This is a genomic window from Stutzerimonas tarimensis (assembly GCF_042648805.1).
Classification (GTDB): domain Bacteria; phylum Pseudomonadota; class Gammaproteobacteria; order Pseudomonadales; family Pseudomonadaceae; genus Azomonas; species Azomonas tarimensis.
The window spans coordinates 900,233-917,152 of sequence record NZ_JBHRXZ010000022.1 but is presented as its reverse complement, the minus strand read 5'-3'; the positions used below and the strand labels follow the sequence as shown (position 1 = coordinate 917,152).

Annotated in this window: 15 protein-coding genes and 1 pseudogene; 1 reads left to right on the top strand and 15 read right to left on the bottom strand. The window is 60.1% G+C overall.

Annotation, left to right across the window (positions count from 1 at the left end):
* Positions 1-31 precede the first annotated feature (31 nt).
* From ACFOMF_RS13380 to thiO, 5 genes are all read right to left on the bottom strand, one after another.
* The gene (locus ACFOMF_RS13380; RefSeq protein ID WP_386365617.1) at positions 32-529 is read right to left on the bottom strand and encodes a response regulator; all 498 of its coding nucleotides are present in this window, start codon (positions 527-529) and stop codon (positions 32-34) included.
* 13 nt (positions 530-542) lie between these two features.
* Positions 543-2,798 carry an ATP-binding protein gene (locus ACFOMF_RS13375; RefSeq protein WP_386365615.1) on the bottom strand — a complete coding sequence of 752 codons (2,256 nt, stop codon included), beginning with the start codon at positions 2,796-2,798 and terminating at the stop codon, positions 543-545.
* 149 nt (positions 2,799-2,947) lie between these two features.
* Positions 2,948-4,861 (bottom strand): arginine decarboxylase, encoded by a 1,914-nt coding sequence (gene speA / locus ACFOMF_RS13370; RefSeq protein WP_386365613.1) that lies wholly within the window; start codon positions 4,859-4,861, stop codon positions 2,948-2,950.
* A 572-nt stretch (positions 4,862-5,433) separates the two neighbouring features.
* Positions 5,434-5,805, bottom strand: a complete 372-nt coding sequence (locus tag ACFOMF_RS13365) for a translation initiation factor Sui1 (protein ID WP_386365611.1) — start codon at positions 5,803-5,805, stop codon at positions 5,434-5,436.
* A 65-nt stretch (positions 5,806-5,870) separates the two neighbouring features.
* Positions 5,871-6,971: a glycine oxidase ThiO gene (thiO, locus tag ACFOMF_RS13360; protein ID WP_386365609.1), complete on the bottom strand. Its 1,101-nt coding sequence runs from the start codon at positions 6,969-6,971 to the stop codon at positions 5,871-5,873.
* Between the two features lie 238 nt (positions 6,972-7,209).
* Between thiO and ACFOMF_RS13355 the strand changes: the two genes are divergently transcribed.
* A complete protein-coding gene (locus tag ACFOMF_RS13355; RefSeq protein WP_386365608.1) occupies positions 7,210-7,728 on the top strand; it encodes a GspH/FimT family pseudopilin in 519 nt (172 codons plus the stop codon).
* A gap of 39 nt (positions 7,729-7,767) precedes the next feature.
* Here ACFOMF_RS13355 and ACFOMF_RS13350 read toward each other — a convergent pair whose 3' ends face one another.
* The 10 genes and pseudogenes from ACFOMF_RS13350 to lspA all read right to left on the bottom strand — a co-directional run bounded on the left by ACFOMF_RS13350 (position 7,768) and on the right by lspA (position 16,883).
* Positions 7,768-11,418: a pilus assembly protein gene (locus ACFOMF_RS13350; RefSeq protein WP_386365606.1), complete on the bottom strand. Its 3,651-nt coding sequence runs from the start codon at positions 11,416-11,418 to the stop codon at positions 7,768-7,770.
* A gap of 98 nt (positions 11,419-11,516) precedes the next feature.
* Positions 11,517-11,930 (bottom strand): type IV pilin protein, encoded by a 414-nt coding sequence (locus tag ACFOMF_RS13345; RefSeq protein WP_386365604.1) that lies wholly within the window; start codon positions 11,928-11,930, stop codon positions 11,517-11,519.
* Between the two features lie 22 nt (positions 11,931-11,952).
* The gene (locus tag ACFOMF_RS13340) at positions 11,953-12,468 is read right to left on the bottom strand and encodes a pilus assembly PilX family protein (RefSeq protein ID WP_386365602.1); all 516 of its coding nucleotides are present in this window, start codon (positions 12,466-12,468) and stop codon (positions 11,953-11,955) included.
* 9 nt (positions 12,469-12,477) lie between these two features.
* Complete coding sequence (locus tag ACFOMF_RS13335) at positions 12,478-13,488, bottom strand: PilW family protein (RefSeq protein WP_386365600.1); 1,011 nt, start codon at positions 13,486-13,488, stop codon at positions 12,478-12,480.
* Complete coding sequence (gene pilV, locus ACFOMF_RS13330) at positions 13,485-13,904, bottom strand: type IV pilus modification protein PilV (RefSeq protein ID WP_386365598.1); 420 nt, start codon at positions 13,902-13,904, stop codon at positions 13,485-13,487. The genes ACFOMF_RS13335 and pilV overlap by 4 nt, the downstream gene beginning before the upstream one ends.
* Before the next feature lie 403 nt (positions 13,905-14,307).
* Positions 14,308-14,518 (bottom strand): annotated as a pseudogene (gene hepT, locus ACFOMF_RS13325) (type VII toxin-antitoxin system HepT family RNase toxin); the annotation flags it as partial.
* Entirely contained in the window at positions 14,508-14,654 is a 147-nt protein-coding gene (locus ACFOMF_RS13320) for a nucleotidyltransferase domain-containing protein (RefSeq protein ID WP_386365847.1), read from the bottom strand. The gene ACFOMF_RS13320 and the pseudogene hepT, both read right to left, overlap by 11 nt.
* 131 nt (positions 14,655-14,785) lie before the next feature.
* Positions 14,786-15,730 carry a 4-hydroxy-3-methylbut-2-enyl diphosphate reductase gene (gene ispH, locus ACFOMF_RS13315; protein WP_386365597.1) on the bottom strand — a complete coding sequence of 315 codons (945 nt, stop codon included), beginning with the start codon at positions 15,728-15,730 and terminating at the stop codon, positions 14,786-14,788.
* A gap of 219 nt (positions 15,731-15,949) precedes the next feature.
* Positions 15,950-16,387, bottom strand: coding sequence for an FKBP-type peptidyl-prolyl cis-trans isomerase (gene fkpB / locus ACFOMF_RS13310; RefSeq protein WP_386365594.1), 438 nt, complete (start codon positions 16,385-16,387; stop codon positions 15,950-15,952).
* Positions 16,380-16,883: a signal peptidase II gene (lspA, locus tag ACFOMF_RS13305; RefSeq protein WP_386365845.1), complete on the bottom strand. Its 504-nt coding sequence runs from the start codon at positions 16,881-16,883 to the stop codon at positions 16,380-16,382. The genes fkpB and lspA overlap by 8 nt, the downstream gene beginning before the upstream one ends.
* Positions 16,884-16,920: the final 37 nt, after the last annotated feature.

The window sequence follows — 16,920 nt, the reverse complement described above, 5'->3', positions numbered from 1 at the left end:
GCTCAGTGATCAGGGGTGAACGATGGCTGCCCTAGAGGGAAGGCTTGCCCTTGGGAAGAAGTAGGGATTTCGGTTGCCGTGCACGCTGCAGACGCATGGAGCCAGGAGGCGGCTCGTTCAATACGGCCCAGAAGATTCCGAGGTCGCTGATGGCAGCCACGAAATCCTGGAATTCGACCGGCTTGACCACGTAAGCGTTCACCCCGAGCTGGTAAGCCCGATCAAGATCAGGCTCTTCGCGCGAAGAAGTCAGCATGACCACCGGGATGGTGCGCAGCATCGGTGACTGGCGGACGGCCTCCAGTACCTCCAGCCCGTCGACCTTGGGCAGCTTGAGGTCGAGCAGGATGACCGCCGGGTTGCCCGCCGGACGATCCCCGTGCCGGCCCCGGCGCAGCAGGTAATCGAGCGCCTCGGCACCGTCACGCTGTATCACCACGTCGTTGGCCAACCGGCTGCGTTCCAGCGCCACCAGGGTCAATTCCAGATCGTGAGGGTTGTCTTCGACCAGCAGAATGGGCTTGAGCATTGAATAGTCCGTCTTACATCACTGAGCTATAGCTATGGCGTGGCAGCGAAAAATAGAAGGTTGCGCCCTGCCCCGGCGCACCCTCCGCCCAGACACATCCTTCATGGCGTTCTATGATGCGCCGCACACTCGCCAGGCCGATACCGGTCCCCTCGAACTCATCGACGTGGTGCAGTCGCTGGAACACGCCAAACAGCTTGCCCACGTACTCCATGTCGAAGCCTACCCCATTGTCGCGGATGAAGAGGATGGTCTCCTCCTCTCCGGGCAGGGTCCCGACCTCGATCACCGCGGGCTCGCGTCCGCGAGTGTACTTGATGGCATTGGACAGCAGGTTGCGCAACGCGAGATGGATGAAGGCCGCGTCCGCCACCACGATGGGCAAGGTGTCGACCTTCCAGTGTATGTCACGCCCTTCGTAGTCGGGAGTCATTTCCTGGCGAATCGCTTCGATCAGCGCCTCGAGATTGACGTCCGAGAGATGCAGTGCGGCGCGGCCCATCTGCGAGAAACTCAGCAGGTTGTCCACCAGGGTGCCGGCAAAACGCGCCGAGTCGCCGATGTTCTCCAGAAACCGCAGCCCTCGTTCGGAGAGATTGCTGCCGTCGAAGTCTCCCAGCAGCTCGGCGTAGCCCGCGATATGCCGCAAGGGCGCCCGCAGGTCGTGGGAAACGCTGTAGGAAAAGGCCTCGAGCTCCTTGTTGCTCCGGCTGAGTTCGCCGGCCAGTTGCGCCAGCTCCTCGGCCTTGCGCAGAACGATGCCGAGGAGCGCCGCGCGCAGGTCACGGGCGCTCTCCAGCTCGACCGACTCCCAAGGCAGGGAGGTGCCATGCGAGGTCTCCTGCCAGCTCTCGAAACTGTTGCGCGGGTTCAGCACACCGCGCTCGTCCAGTGACTTGGCGGGCTGGCCTGCCCAGGTCACGGTTCTTACCACTTCCGGGCGGAACCAGATCAGGTAGTGAGGGTGCAGCTCCGAAATCGACAGCGCCATGGCCCCGGCAATGTCGTCGAAACCGGGCAAGCCGGGCAGGTCGATGCCGAGATTGTCGCTGTGGAATACTTCGGCGCGGTCCCCACGGCCGGCCAACTGGTCGACCAGTGCGGCGACCCCTCCAGCTGCAGGCGTGTGCCCGATGAGCTCGATCTGATCAGCGAAGACGATCGCCGCACCGCATGCGCCGCCAAAGCCGAGCAGGGCATCCGGAACGGCTTTGAGACCCTCGCTGATGCTGTCCTCGTCGGCCATGGCCGAGAGCATGCGGACAATCAACTGGCGCAACTGCAACTGGCGTTCGGCCAGGGCCTGCAACTCTCGCGCCTCGATCTGCAAGGACAGAATCCGACCCAGCAGCTCGCAGGCGGTACGGGTCTGCAGACCCACAGTGCGCGGCGCCAGGTCATGGCAGGAGATCATTCCCCACAGCTGCCCCTGCACCACGATGGAAATGGACATCGAGGCTTGGGTACCCATGTTGCGCATGTATTGCAGATGCACCGGCGACACACTACGCAAGCCGGCAAAGCTCAGATCGAGGGGCTCGCCGCTCGCTGGGGCTCGCAGGCCCACCGGGTGGTAGTCGGCGGTAGGGATCACTCGAATCCGGTTGGCCAGATACAGCGTGCGTGCCTGGGCCGGAATGTCGCTGGCAGGGAAGCACAACCCGAGATAGCTGTCGTAGCCAGGGCCGGCGGTCTCGGCCAGCACCTTGCCATTGCCGCCGACATCAAAGCGATAGGCCATGACCCGGCCAAATCCAGTGATCTGTTTGAATTCTGTGCAGGCGAAACGGCACAGTTCCTCGACCGAGGCATCGTGTTTCAGTTTGGCGACGAAGCGGTGCACCAGGGGGTACAGCGAAGCGGCGGCATCGTGCGAAGAGCGCTCCACCGGCTCGAACTCGAGGATGAAGGCATTCCCGCTGCGGTGCGCGGTGCAGGCGAAACGCAGGTTCTCGCGGTCGCCGAGCAACCTCAGATCACCCACGTGGAAAGGATGCGGCTCGTCATGAGCGAGCTGCTTGAGCCGCTCGACCAGCGACGCGGGTCCGTCGTCGAGCCAGGCTGTCGGGGTCTGCCCGATCAGTTGCTCAGGCGCGACGCCTAGCCATTGCTGCACGTTCTCGCTGAGCTGGGTTATCCGTAACTGTTCATCCAGAACAAATAGAAAACCGTGGGGCTGGATGCTGCCGGGGGTGCGGATCGGTTCGTCGGCGCAAGCCGTGCTGCTACCCAGCAATGCGGCCAAACGTTCGAGTTCCGTAGTGGCCAAGAGGCGCTTCTCCTCAGTGCAGGACCAGGACAATATCCCTGCGTTCGTGTCAACCAAAGCGCCAAGCATAAGCGCGTCGCCAAAACGGGTCCAGCGGCCTGCCACCCGATCTTGACGGGCGGCATCTTGCCAGCACCGGGCACCTCGGCTCAGGGCGTGAGGTAGGACGAGCGGGTCAGTCCCAGCCGCAGTGCATCGACGAACTGGCTGCGCTCGCGGGCGCTCAAACCCGCGCCCGCCACCTTGTCGCGGTAGCGACTCATCAGCTCCTCAGGCGAGAGGTGCACATAGCGCAGCATGTCTTCGATGGTGTCGTGCGTCTCGATGCCGGCGTGATAGTAACTGCCATCGGGCCGCTGGTAGACATTCACCGAATCGGTGTCGCCGAACAGGTTATGCATGTCGCCCAGGATCTCCTGGTAAGCGCCGACCAGGAAAACCCCAAGGAAGTATTCCTCGCCCGGGCGCAGCTCGTGGGCCGGCATGCTGCTCTCGATGCTCTGCTCGTCCACGTAATGCTTGATCTTGCCGTCCGAATCGCAGGTCAGGTCCTGCAGAACCGCGCGACGGCCCGGCTCCTCGGTGAGCCGGTGAAGCGGCACGATGGGCAGGATCTGGTCGATGGCCCAGGTATCGGGCAGGCTCTGGAACACCGAGAAGTTGCAGATGTACTTGTCTGCCAGCTTGTCGTTGAGCTCATCGATCACCGCCCGGTGCGAGCGCTGACGGGCCTTGAGCTGGTCGTGCAGGCGACGGCAGATGGCATAGTAGCTCTGCTCGGCCAGCGCCTTGTGCGCCAGGGTCAGCTTGCCGGAGGCGTACTGGGCATTGGCCTCGCTGATGTAATGCGTGGCGCGCCAGTAGGTTTCGGTGACCATCTCGGGGTCGGTCGGCTCCAGCAGCTCCACCAGCGAGCGGACGATATCCGACAACTCCTCAGGATTCTCCACTACCGGCACCTCGTCGTTGTGCCGCTCTATATCGGTGACCTGGATCACCAGCACCGCGTGGTGCGCGGTCATGGCCCGGCCGCTCTCGGAAAAGATGTGCGGGTGCGGCAGCTCCTGGCGATCGCAGAACTCCTTGAGCATGCCCACCACGGTACCGGCGTACTCGTCCACGTCGTAGTTGATGGAGCTGGCATTGCGCGAATGGGTGCCGTCGTAGTCCACCCCCAGGCCACCGCCGACATCGATATGGTCGACCGGCAGACCCAACGCCCGCAGCTCGGCGTAGTAGCGGATGGCTTCGCGAAAGCCCTGGCGGTAGTCGGCCAGGTTGGCGATCTGCGAGCCCATGTGAAAGTGCAGCAGACGAACCCCCTGCTCCACCCCGGCGGCGCGAAAGCGCTCGATGACCCGCAACAGCTGGGCGGCCGACAGACCGAACTTTGAGCGCTCGCCACCGGTATCGGCCCATTTCGACGAACTCAGCGACGCCAGCCGCACCCGCAACCCCACCTGGGGCACGAGCCCCAAGGCCTCGGCCTCCTCGATCACCAGGCCGACCTCGGACTCCTTCTCGATCACGATGAACACATTGTGGCCCAGCTTCTGGCCCATCAGTGCCAACCGGATGAACTCACGGTCCTTGTAGCCATTGCAGACGATGGTGCCGCCTTTCGGCGCCAGCGCCAGCACCGCCATCAGCTCCGGCTTGGAGCCGGCTTCCAGGCCGATGGAGACGTTTTCGGTGGCGATGATGTTCTTGATCACCGCTTCTTGCTGATTGACCTTGATGGGAAACAGCGCCGAATACCGGCCGTGATAGTCCATCCGATCGATATTGGCGTCGAAGGCACCGGTAAGGCGGCGCACACGGTCCTGCAGGATATCCGGGAAGCGCACCAGCAATGGCAGGCTCAGCCCGGCCTCGCGCAGCTGCTCGATCAACGGAGTGAACTCGATGGGCCGGGTTTCCGGCCCGTGGGGACGCACCTCGACCTGGCCGTTATCATTGATTGCGTAATAACCGGCGCCCCAATGACGAATGCCATACAGGCTGCGGCTGTCCGCCGCGGTCCACTGGCTGCCATCGTCTTTGCGCGTGCGTCGTACGGCCATCGGGCTCTCCACTCCAGGGAATCGGTCCAAAACTACAGCATGGGACCGCAAGCGAAAGGCTAAGGTGCAGCAGCGGACAAATCCCGCGCCACAGCTCCCAGCGCATCGCCCGTACCCTCCCGTAGGTCGGATTAGCGAAGCGTAATCCGACAAGCCGGGGCCAGAGCATCCAGCGCATCGCCCATACCCACCCCGTAGGTCGGATTAGCGAAGCGTAATCCGACAAACCCGGGCCACAGCCCCCAGCGCATCGCCCATACCCACCCCGTAGGTCGGATTAGCGAAGCGTAATCTGACAAGCCGGGGCCAGAGCACCCAGCGCATCGCCCATATCCACCCCGTAGGTCGGATTAGCGAAGCGTAATCCGACAATCCCGGGCCACAGCACCCAGCGCATCGCCCATACCCACCCCGTAGGTCGGATTAGCGAAGCGTAATCCGACAAGCCGGGGCCAGAGCATCCAGCGCATCGCCCATACCCACCCCGTAGGTCGGATTAGCGAAGCGTAATCCGACCTACGGGGCCAGAGCACCCAGCGCCCTCGTCGGGTTACGCCTGCGGCTAACCCGACCTACCCACCGGACTTCTTCGCCTTGAGCCCGCGCTTCACCAGCTCATCCAGCAGCAGCTGGACGTGATCGCCCTGAATCTCGATCACTCCCTCCTTCAGCGAACCGCCGGTGCCGCAGCGACGCTTCAACGCCGTCGCCAACTCCTTGAGCTCAGCCTCGGCCAAGGGCACGCCACTTACCGTGGTCACCGTCTTGCCCCCGCGCCCCTTGGTTTCCCGGCGTACCCGGGCGATGCCGTCGCCCGCCGGGACCTCGGCCTGCTTGCATACACAGCCATCGACCGGCTTGTTGCAGCCCGGGCATAAACGCCCCTGATCGGTGGAGTACACAAGCCCGCCAAGACCGGCCAGGGAAGTGGTCTTCTTAGCCACACGCACCTCATATCAACGATTGCCAGAAGCGGAACTCATCCGCGAACAAGGGCGGCAGCATACCCTCAAACCCTGCCCATCCGGCCCGCCGGCAGATAGGGCGTCGGGTCCAGGATTGGCGCCTGGCCCAGCATCAGGTCCACTAGCAACTGGCAGGACGCCGGCGCCAGCACCAGCCCATTGCGGAAATGTCCGCAGTTCAGCCAGAGCCCGTCAAAATCCGGCACCGGACCGATATAAGGAATGCCCTCCGGCGAACCCGGCCGCAGCCCGGCCCATTGCCTGACCACCTGCGCATCGGCCAGCGCCGGCAACAGCGCCTCGGCCGAGGTCTTGAGGCTAGCCAGCGCCTCGTCGGTCGGAACCTTGTCGAAACCGACATCTTCCAAGGTACTGCCGATCAGGATGTGGCCATCCCGCCGCGGGATCGCATAGCGCCCCTCGGCGAGCACCATGCTCGGGAGGAAATCCTCGGCGCACTTGTAGAGAATCATCTGCCCCTTCATCGGCTTGACCGGCAAGCTCAAACCCAGGGTCGCAAGCAAGGACGCGCTCCAGGCCCCCGCCGCGACAACGACCTGGTCGGCCAGAAACTCGCCCCTCTCTGTCCGCACTCCCACGACCCGCTCGCCGTCCCGAACGAATCCGGTGACCGGGCAGTGCTCGATGACCTGCACGTTGGGCATCTGCTGCAGCCGCGCCCGCAGCGCCTGCAGCAGACGCGGATTGCGAACATTGGCCACCCCCTCCAGGTGAATCGCACTCGAAAACCCCGCGCCCAGCGGCGGCACCGCCTGCGCCACCTCGGCCGCCGGCACCTTCGACAGCGCCCGCCCCTCCCGCGCCGCCCAGGCCAGCGCCTCGGCCTCGTCCTCCAGATCCAGCCAATAGAGGCCGGTGACATAAACCTCCGGGTCGATGCCGGTCTCTGCCAGCAAACGCTCGCCAAGGCCCGGATAGAAATTCTGCGACCAATGCGACAGGGCCGTCACGGCTGGGCTGTAACGCCAGGGATAAAGAGGAGACACGATGCCACCGCCGGCCCAGGAAGATTCCTGGCCGGTGGCAGACTGATCGAGCAAGGTCACCTGCTGCCCGGACTGGGCGAGCAGGTAGGCGGTCTGGAGGCCGATGGCTCCGGCGCCGGTGATGAGGGTGTCTGGCATGTGAGCAGAATCCGATTCAAGCGGGGAGCGGACGAAAAAAGCAAATTCTACCCGAACCCTTTGCCACTCGTTATTCCAAAGCCTGCAGCCAACCCAGTTCCCGTCAGGTTGCGATACAACGCATGGTTTGGGCATGCGAAAACGTCAAAACTCCAACCGGTACCTGGACGCTGGCTCGGACCAGATCCAAAAAGGACTCTGACTCACAACTAGCCACTAAAACAAAGGATACAATTCGATGAAGACCCGGCCCATGGATGGGGTAACGCTGATTGAACTCGTCGTCTCGCTCTCGGTCCTGGCGATTCTGCTTGGCATCGCAGCTCCGGCCTTTAGCAACCTAATAGACAGAGAACAGGCAAACAGCGGATCGAAGGATCTGTTTCGAGCTTTACAGTACGCAAGAGGCCAGGCAATACAGCGAGGACAGACCATTTCGATCTGTGGTGGTGCAACAGCATGCGCCACACAGGGGGATTGGCGGCAACTCTTGATCTTTCACGACACCGACGGAGACGGGACCCTAGGCGAAGGGGATGAAGTGCTGAGAAGCATGTCTCTTCCAAAAGGTTACCACTGGAACTGGAGAAACTTCCGTAGCCAATCCCACATGACCTTTCTGCCAACTGGCTTCACCCACAGCTTGAACGGCACCTTCACCCTGTGCAAGGAAGGCAAGGCACTATCGCGAATAGTCGTCAACGCAGCAGGCCGTTCGCGAATTGAGTCAACCGGCGATTCAGCCCGCTGCCTTTGATTTATGGCCTGCCAGTCTCACGGCTGGCAGGCCATACGATCACTGCAGTTGCCGCCAGGACTGGCGTCCAACGCTATCGCCAGAGCCTTTTTCCAACGTCATCTCCAGGCTACCGCTGGAGCCCGACGTGTACTTGTATTCGAGTTCCCCTGCGCCAATGACGCCCGGCGTCTTGATGATCTCGTCGAACGATTTTCCGCCTACCGCTCTGGATTCCCCAGCCAGCTCTACGAAATCGCTTTCATTGATCAGACCATCGCCGTTGACGTCGAACACCGAGTACGGAAACCCTTGCCCATTGATGGCGTCCAGCTCCATCAGCCAACTGGTGCCGCCATAGCTGCACGGATCGGAACTGGGCGTAAATGTGGTGAAAATGACACGTCCCGCGCGAAGCAGCGCCTGACTCACGACTCGCTCCCCTGCGCCATTGCTTGCGCCGGGAGATTGTAAATCGAGGTACCAGCCACTCTTGTTCCTATAATCGACCGGCGTCTGAGAGGTGACACGGTAACCACCAAATCCGAGAAGGATTCCCTCTTGGGTTACGGTCTGCTTCACCAGTGCACTGTGGGACGAAATCCGCGAGTTAGTCTTGTTTGTGTCATGGATCCCATAAAAACGCTCCAATGGCGGAGTGGAACCGACAAGGTTATCCCCGGTAAAGATGAAGCGTCCGGTCCCAAAGTAGATCATCACTCCTTCGCCATCTGGACCACGCCCTGCAATAGCGCGAGCAGTGATTGGGCGACCCGCCGCGAAGAGTGGGACAGGTGTATTACCGCTCTTGAACGAAACGCCCCATTGATTGGGGTTGGTATCGGTCAGATCGAACTTCCACATGTTTCCTTCGAGATCACCAACGTAGACGTAGTCGGTGATGCGGTCGTTGTCCACATCTACCGGCAATGGCGTGGCGAGGCCATTTTGAGCGCCTGACTTCCCGGTATCGATCGATTTGATCAGGGAACCGTCCGAAAGCTTTACGATCATCAGCTTCACCCTTTCATTCGCGCCGTAACCATTGCCATAAATGGCAGCCCAGTCCCCAGACGCCAACCGTACGATGACCGGGCTGCCGACCGCCGTGCCAGATACTTGGTTTTCCCACATGACTTTACTGGCAGAAAACGCACCAGGATCGGTGACATCCAAGGCAAAGACCGATTGCCCTCCGGCTCCAGTGGAGCCGATCAGAACACTTCTCCAGGCACCGCCTACATAGGCGTCAGAGACGCGAGGAGATCCATCGACGAAGTACTGATGCGAGTAAGTTGGCGAAGTCAACGCGGCGAGCTTCGGCGAAGCCGGACTGCCAAAGACACCTGAGGGAATGAACGCGAATTTTTCGTGCCCGGTGTTGGCGTCGAATCCGTGCAGCATGCCGTCATTGGCCCCCACATAAACCATCGGGGTACGCGTGGCCTTGGCGGCAAGGAATGGCAGATAACCTGCCCCCTCGCCCGTAGCGGGAGCTACTGATGAAAAGCCGTAATCCTCGGAAAACACGAAAAGCGGATCGGAATTAACGATGTCCCCAAGCTTTTTCTGTCGGTTTCGCAAGGCGCCGCCCCGGCGTTCCTCAGCGCTATCCACGCCTCGCAGCCATTGCAATCTGGCCTTCCCCTCCGCCTCAGTCCCGCCATTCCGCAGGGCGTCACGCTGGGCCACCGAAAGATGGCTCCAATTCTCTTCCGTGAAGCTCACCCCTTGAGAGCCGTTCCAGGTAATGATATTGCGTAAAGCTGCCGCGGGAATGCCATCGTCGGATGACCACTTGAGCGACTCGATTTCACCCGTTTTTCCGACTAGATAAGCCAGCAAGGATCCAGACCAGTCAGAGCTGTCGAACTTGGCCTGGAAGACAAAGGTATCTGTATCCAGTCGGGTGGAGTTCGTAGCCACCGCCGAAGAAGATCCGGTGCGAACCACAATGCTGTCCAGTGCGCCACGTATGGTCGAGGCAACCGCCGCGGGCGTGTTTGCGTTAAGCATCTGGCCTCGCCCGTTGATTGTCGCGTGCCAGAGATCATCCACCGTTCGCGGATTACGGTCGGTAAAGGACGTCCACCATGCGGGCGGGCTTTCATACGGATCGACGGGGTTTTCCGGATCGTAGAGAATCCCCTTGCTTCCCAAGGTTACCCCGTAGGTCAGCATGTGCAGATTCCGGTTGCAATCCACCCACGGCGGCGGGGACGTGGTATTGCAGGCGAAAGGGACGGGCACGCGGCCGGCCGGAAATCCGATACCGCTACGCAGGGGCCCTGTATAATATTTCATCGCAATATCGGCGATGGTGTTCGATGCGGTATCTGCGTATGGTGCCCCCTTGTTGCCGTCGGCATTGCCCGGCTCCGGCTGCAAGGAGCCGGTGTCACTGTAGCCGTCGGTAAAAAGGATGGTTGCGTTGGCTTGGCAGGCGTATTGGATCGGAGCGGAACCGTCGGTCCGCATCAATTGCTCTCCTGCGTGCAGCAGTGCCTGCCTATTGGGCGTACCGCCGCTCCCGGTCGGTGCCATGACGTCAGTAAAGAACTGCTCCTTCTCCGACGCCGTGCCGAAATCCCTCATCACCAAATCCTTCGTCCGGTTGTTGATACGGAACGATGCAGCCCTAATGGTGGTGATGTCCTTGAAAGCAGCGGCGATACCGCCTCGGGTGGCAAGCTGGCGCTTCCGATAGTAGCTGAACCAGTTCGCGAAGTTCTGGATTGCCCGATCGTAGGCCGCCTGGGAATTAAAATTGTCACGCTTGATCTCATAGCGCTTCATATCGGCCACGGTGGCGCCGGGGCTGAAGCCGTCGACAACAGGCGCGGCAGAATATCCCCAGCTGTCTGAAGGGCAATATTCCTTACAGAAGAGCGTGGCAGGAAAATAGCTTACTGCGTAGCTGGTATTATCGGAGACGGTTACCCTGTTGCTCCCGGACCCGATGTTGAAAGGAACTGTCTGATCCGATGACAGCTCGTGCCAGTTGGAGCCCACTCTTATTCTGGTTCCCCTTGGGAGAACCATGCCTTGGAACAGCCTGAACAGCTCGTTACCGCCAGTAAGCTCAGCGACAGTTGTCAGGCTCATGGAACCCGAACCATTGAGCCAGGGATCGTACTTCGCCGCAGCCGCCGACATATCAGTAAAGCTTTTCCCGCCTACCGACGGCCACGGCAGATAGGTTTCCCGATAGTCAAAGTAAGCCTTGTTGTATTCTGCGGACCTGAAATAGGCGAGCGTTCCTACTGGCGGCACCGCATAATGGTCATGCGTACTATCCGAATATACGCGCCCGCCCGAGGATGTCGTGGTTCCATTAGGGAACAGATACGTATACTTTTTCCAGGTACTATTTGCCTGACCTCCATTATTGAAATTAAGCTGCGCGCCGCCGACCCAGCTATCTGCCGTATAGCTCGCATCAGTGCCCCAGCCAACGAACCCCCGGCGAGACACCGAACTGTCAGTCCGCCACCAAGCTGCACCGTCATTCCCCGGTAACAGTATTTCCGAATCCATACTACCCGAGTCGTCGACGGCCATGATGACGTTGGGTTTGACTTGAGCACTTAGAAAAAGAGGTACCTGAGCCACATCAACGGCAAGTACTGTGGATGATATGAAAGCTGTGAGTGCAAAACCCACAAGCGAAGCAGCTGCTGTCCCTACGCCCTTGCTGTGTCGAATGTCCATATGATATCCCTAAACACGACATTTTTCTCGAAGACCCAACTGCCCTGAACGAGGATGTATTGGGCCTGGACTACAAAACAATACGATGGGGCGGGCAATTACCAACAGTCGTCTACAGGCCTGGTATTATTTCCCAAGGACTTGGCACCCGCCTGGTTGATCCGGAAGTCACCGCACGCATCAGACGACATGCTGCCGGCACGAGTCGCTTCAAGTACAAAAGTGTTCCGGGCCGGCGTGCCCACCACCTGCACCCTGTAATTGGCGGCCCCGCTGACAGGAACAGAAGTAGCATAAACGCTGGGCAGATCCCCCCCGGAGTCCACATAACTGCCGTTCACTGAAAAATAGCGCTCAAGATTCTGCGCCGCCTCCATCAAGGCAGCCTTCGCTTCGGCCCGCTTGCCCTTGCTCACGTGCTCGGTATAGCTAGGGTATGCAATCGCCACGAGGACGCCTAGAATCGCCACCGCAATCATCATTTCAATCAACGTGAAACCGTTCTGCCGCATATCCCGCCCCCTGAGAAACACTTCAACCCCGCCGGAAGGTACTCTGCAGAACCACCATAGAGTGGTCCGATACGCCAAAACCTCGAGCGGTGATCCTATACACTTCAATCTTCCTTTTCGCCACATCGGCGTCAAGCGGTGCATCCATATCCTCATACCCCCTAAACTTCTCGATGATATATTGGGGCTGCGCACTGATACCGTTAACTTCTTCTAGCACTACCCAGCCAGTAGAAGAGCGCGTCTTCCAACTCGGTATCACGCATTGTGTCGCGGTACTATCCGGATTGGCACAGACCATGTAGCGCCCCCCCGAGCCATCGAAGCCACCCAGGCTCGCCAACTCGAGATAGCTCTCGCCGCCCCTCAAACCAAGCTCCGCCGCCTGGAAAGCGGAATTGAAATCACGAGCCGCGCCAGCCATTTGCTCTTGGAGCGTTGATGTCTGGATTGAATTAAGTCCAATCAGCGTGAGAATGAGCAAGAAAACCAGACAAACGATTAAAGTCGAACCCTCTTGATATGAGCGACCCATCATTGTTATCTCCTAAGGCAACCGGTTACGCAAAGCGATAACCGTGCTGAACGCCTGACGCAGACGCCCATCTGAAGCGGCAGCGGCATCATTGAAAGTGATTGCCTGCGTCATCCCGGGGCCGCTTGTAGCAGTGGCGTCGCTTCCATGAAGCAGAAGATTCAGACGGACGCTGACGACACTTGACCAATCGGCTATAGATGATGCGGTCACGTAGACGTCCGCCAGGTTGTTAGCGGTGTTATCAACTCCATATTCGAGTTGCATATCCTCAACGCCATCTACGAGCTCTACCGGCACAGCCGCAGCGGACCCTGTTCTTTCTCCGATCTGACGATGCACAAACAGTGCCCTTCGGCCATTCGTCTCCCGCACGAAAAAGCTGACTCGCTCGAACATCATGAGTTCTGCATCCATGCCATAGGCCTTGCTTAAATGGGGTGATGAATTGACTCCTTGCGCATGAGCAATGGCTACCTTGCCGCCTCCCTGAGAGACATTGGTAGCCCTGAAAATATCGGTGCTCACGCAATCCGATAAAAACAGTACATCATTCGGAATGATACCAAGGCTATTATCGTGAAGCTGGATGTTCGCGTTCGAATTGGCAAGGTTTCCAGCGAGCCTTGCTGAGGCAGGCGAACCACGCCGTATCACTATAACGTCCGTCCCAGGGGCCGCGCCCCAGGCATTTCCAGCAGCGACGTTCTCCGCTCCTGAGACCAGCGTCTGATTATTAAACTCACTCTGGCTGAAGTCGTCTGCAACAATGTTGACCGAGGAGCTATCTATTCGCCCACACCCCATATATCCAGCCATCCGGATATCAGTGGAAAGGTAATGGATTGCGAATCTTCCGTTTTCCTGCAACCTGGCAATCGAGTCCTGCAACCGATAAGTATTCTTTGACGAAAGAAACACCTGAATGGCGACTGCGCTCAACAACAAGCCGATGACCAAGGCAATCATTAACTCAACGAGACCGAACCCGCCGGCCCCCTGCTTATAAACTGCCTGCTTCATAGCTGCGTCTCGTAGACGAATTGTTCCGTGGAGCTGCCTCCTACGCGAGACTCATCCCAGACAATGGTGATGATTGCCTTCTTGCCGTCTCGTGAAACGGCTCCTTTTCCGTCTGGCAACTGGGATGCGAGTTTATCTTTCCACTCCCGCAAGTCGACTCTTTCCATTGCGGACCCGCTCGGCGCGGCGGCATCCATCGTGATATCGTAACTACCCGCCCGAGCCTTGCTTCGATTGGCACGCATGCGGTCTGCGATGTCATAGGCGAGGAAGTTTGCGTGAGTGCGCATTGACGCGGTCTGGTTGAATTTCAGCGAATTAACTTGCAAAGCAGCCATACCCAACACGCCAACGCTCAGCACGATCAGCGAAACCAGAACCTCGATCAGACTGAGCCCCTTGGATACTTTCTTCATGAACACGTCTTCCGGTTAGCTTTTGAGTTCGCAGCAGAACTAACTTTTATTTCATAGCAGTTCCGAGAGCCAACCCTAAATTTAGCGTTCGTCCATCTGCCGGCATGCCTTTGAAGTAATCCCCATTGGTATCCGCCCAGATGCTCTATCCGCCCGCGCAGTCGCGACCGGAAAGCCTGATTCCCCGCAGAGCAGTAGCGTGGCGCCACCATCGAGACCGCTCGGGGCCGACGCCCCTTCGAATTTCGGGGAACGGCTCTGAGCCTCCTAATCGCTGCACCTACGCGGTAGGCGAAACGGTAGCGGCGTAACGGATCAGGCAAAAGGACTTAATTCACAGATAGGAGCAATACTGGAGCCGCATTTACAACGGAGTATCGCTGTGGAGAGACATATGTCCGGGGGCGCCTTGCGGCACGCCCAACCGCTCGCGCCGGATCAGGTGCTGCCCCATATCCAGCGCCGCTTCGCAGGCGCGCTGGATGTTCAGAATGGCCGCGTCCTTCCGGGTGTAATCACCCGCGAAGTTTCCGGCGCCTTGCCGCATTCTTCCCTGGCCCGGCGCACGCACCGCTCGATGCTGCGGCCTTGTTCAGCAGTACGTCATCGACCATGGATTTGTCCGAGACACCATAGTCCATACGGCTCGTTGGGTCTCTCGCGCAGCACTGCAAGGTCGAGGTCGCTCTGCGGACCGGATTTCCCGCTGGCCCGGCTGCCAAAAAGATAGACGGCCTGCAGATCGGGCATCTGTTGCCGGAGGCGGGGAACAATCGGCTGGTAGCTCTCGACCATCAGGCGCTCCAATGTAGCAGCGAAATGTTCCGAGTCTCGACGGAGAGGGTACAGGCGGGGCTCATGGGAGTGCAGCCCCGCGAGGCTTATACAGCCTTGAGCTTGAGCTCCTTCGGCATCGAGAAGGTCACGTTTTCCGGCTGCCCCTGCAACTCTTCGGCGCCCGTGGCACCCCAGGCGCGCAGTTGCTCGATGACGCCACGTACCAGTACCTCGGGGGCCGAGGCGCCAGCGGTGACGCCGACACGGACGCCTTCGCCGAACCAGTCGCGCTTGAGGTCTTCGGCGCCGTCGATGAGGTAGGCGGGAGTGCCGATGCGCTCGGCCAGCTCGCGCAGGCGGTTGGAGTTGGAGCTGTTGGGGCTGCCGACCACCAGCACCAGGTCGCATTCGCTGGCCAATTGCTTCACCGCGTCCTGGCGGTTCTGGGTGGCGTAGCAGATGTCATCCTTGCGCGGACCACCGATGGCCGGGAAGCGCTGGCGCAGGGCGTCGATCACGCGACTGGTGTCATCCATGGAGAGGGTGGTCTGGGTGACGAAGGCCAGGCGCTCGGGCTCGCGCACCTGGAGGCTGGCGACATCGGCTTCATCCTCGACCAGATAGATGTCGCCGCCGTTGCGCCTGTCGTATTGCCCCATGGTGCCTTCCACTTCGGGATGTCCGGCGTGGCCGATGAGGATGCATTCGCGGCCGTCGCGGCTGTATTTGGCGACTTCCAGGTGGACCTTGGTGACCAGCGGGCAGGTGGCGTCGAAGACCTTCAGGCCACGGCGGTCGGCTTCCTGGCGCACGGCCTGGGAGACGCCGTGGGCGCTGAAGATGACGATGGTGTCATCCGGCACCTGATGCAGCTCTTCTACGAACAGCGCGCCGCGTGCACGCAGGTCTTCCACCACGAATTTGTTGTGGACGACTTCGTGACGCACGTAGATGGGCGGGCCGAAGACTTCCAGGGCGCGGTTGACGATTTCGATGGCGCGGTCGACACCAGCGCAGAAGCCACGGGGATTGGCGAGTTTGATCTGCATGTTTTGTCTTGGCACTGGAGGTTGTGGTGGATTGATCCGCGTATGCTGGTGGCCATGGCGGGTCGCTCTGGAAAGATCGAGATGACAGGTGATGTTCCTGCCTTCATCGAAGGCTCGGCCAATTCTGCCGCTTTCATGTAGCGCCCCTCTTCGGCCCGGGAACGCCGGACGAAATGACCATGACGCGCCTTGGACAGCGTCCATGACGCTGCCGCTCTGTCAGGAGATATCGACCTGGATCACCTCCACCTCGAAGCTCAGCGTCTTGCCGGCCAGGGGGTGGTTGAAGTCGATCTGGACAAAGGCCTCATCGAAGCTTTTGACCACGCCGGGCAGCTCGGTGTTGGCCGCGTCGTTGAAGATGACCAGCAGGCCTTCGGACAATTCCATGTTCTGGAACTGGCTGCGCGGCATGCTCTGCACATTCTGCGGGTTGGGCTGGCCGAAACCGTTCTCGGGCGGGATCGACAGGGTGCGCTTGTCGCCGGCCTTGAGGCCATAGAGGGCCTGCTCGAAGCCGGGCAGCAGGTTGCCGTCGCCGACCTTGAAGGTGGCGGGCTGCTTGTCGAAGGTGCTGTCGACCACTTCGCCGTTGTCCAGCTTGAGGGCGAAATGCAGGGTCACGGCCTTGTCCGGCCCGATGCGCTGTTCAGTCATGTGCCGTCTCTCCAGGCTTGTTGCCCTTGAACATGTCCAGCGCCAGCATGATGGCGCCGATGGTGATGGCGGTGTCGGCGAGGTTGAAGGCCGGGAAGAACCAGCGGTTCTGCCAGTGGACGAGTATGAAGTCCACCACGTGGCCGAGCACGACGCGGTCGTAGAGGTTACCGATGGCGCCACCGAGAACCAGTGACAGGGCCACGGCAACCCAGGTTTCGTTTGGTTTGAGGCGCTTGAGCCAGATGACCAGCACGACGCTCACGCCGGCGGCGATGACGGCGAACAGCCAGCGCTGCCAGCCGGAATGATCGGCCAGAAAACTGAAGGCAGCGCCGCGGTTGTAGGCCAGGGTCCAGCTGAAGTAGTCGGGGATCACCTCGATGCGCTGGTACAGGGTGAGCGCGCTCTCGAAATAGAACTTGGTGATCTGATCCAGCGCAACGATGGCGGCGCTGAGCCAGAGCCACGGCAGCTTGCCGAAACGCGCATTCATGGCGATACCCCCGCCCCGTTCCCTCTTGCAGGAGCCG

Bases quoted from the DNA above. Each gene is read 5' to 3' on its own strand.
- ACFOMF_RS13350 (WP_386365606.1), bottom strand. From the start codon at position 11,418: ATGGACATTCGACACAGCAAGGGCGTAGGGACAGCAGCTGCTTCGCTT.
- ACFOMF_RS13380 (WP_386365617.1), bottom strand. From the start codon at position 529: ATGCTCAAGCCCATTCTGCTGGTCGAAGACAACCCTCACGATCTGGAA.
- ACFOMF_RS13355 (WP_386365608.1), top strand. From the start codon at position 7,210: ATGAAGACCCGGCCCATGGATGGGGTAACGCTGATTGAACTCGTCGTC.
- ACFOMF_RS13345 (WP_386365604.1), bottom strand. From the start codon at position 11,930: ATGCGGCAGAACGGTTTCACGTTGATTGAAATGATGATTGCGGTGGCG.
- lspA (WP_386365845.1), bottom strand. From the start codon at position 16,883: ATGAATGCGCGTTTCGGCAAGCTGCCGTGGCTCTGGCTCAGCGCCGCC.
- speA (WP_386365613.1), bottom strand. From the start codon at position 4,861: ATGGCCGTACGACGCACGCGCAAAGACGATGGCAGCCAGTGGACCGCG.
- ACFOMF_RS13335 (WP_386365600.1), bottom strand. From the start codon at position 13,488: ATGAAGCAGGCAGTTTATAAGCAGGGGGCCGGCGGGTTCGGTCTCGTT.
- ispH (WP_386365597.1), bottom strand. From the start codon at position 15,730: ATGCAGATCAAACTCGCCAATCCCCGTGGCTTCTGCGCTGGTGTCGAC.
- thiO (WP_386365609.1), bottom strand. From the start codon at position 6,971: ATGCCAGACACCCTCATCACCGGCGCCGGAGCCATCGGCCTCCAGACC.
- ACFOMF_RS13340 (WP_386365602.1), bottom strand. From the start codon at position 12,468: ATGATGGGTCGCTCATATCAAGAGGGTTCGACTTTAATCGTTTGTCTG.
- fkpB (WP_386365594.1), bottom strand. From the start codon at position 16,387: ATGACTGAACAGCGCATCGGGCCGGACAAGGCCGTGACCCTGCATTTC.
- ACFOMF_RS13320 (WP_386365847.1), bottom strand. From the start codon at position 14,654: ATGCCCGATCTGCAGGCCGTCTATCTTTTTGGCAGCCGGGCCAGCGGG.
- pilV (WP_386365598.1), bottom strand. From the start codon at position 13,904: ATGAAGAAAGTATCCAAGGGGCTCAGTCTGATCGAGGTTCTGGTTTCG.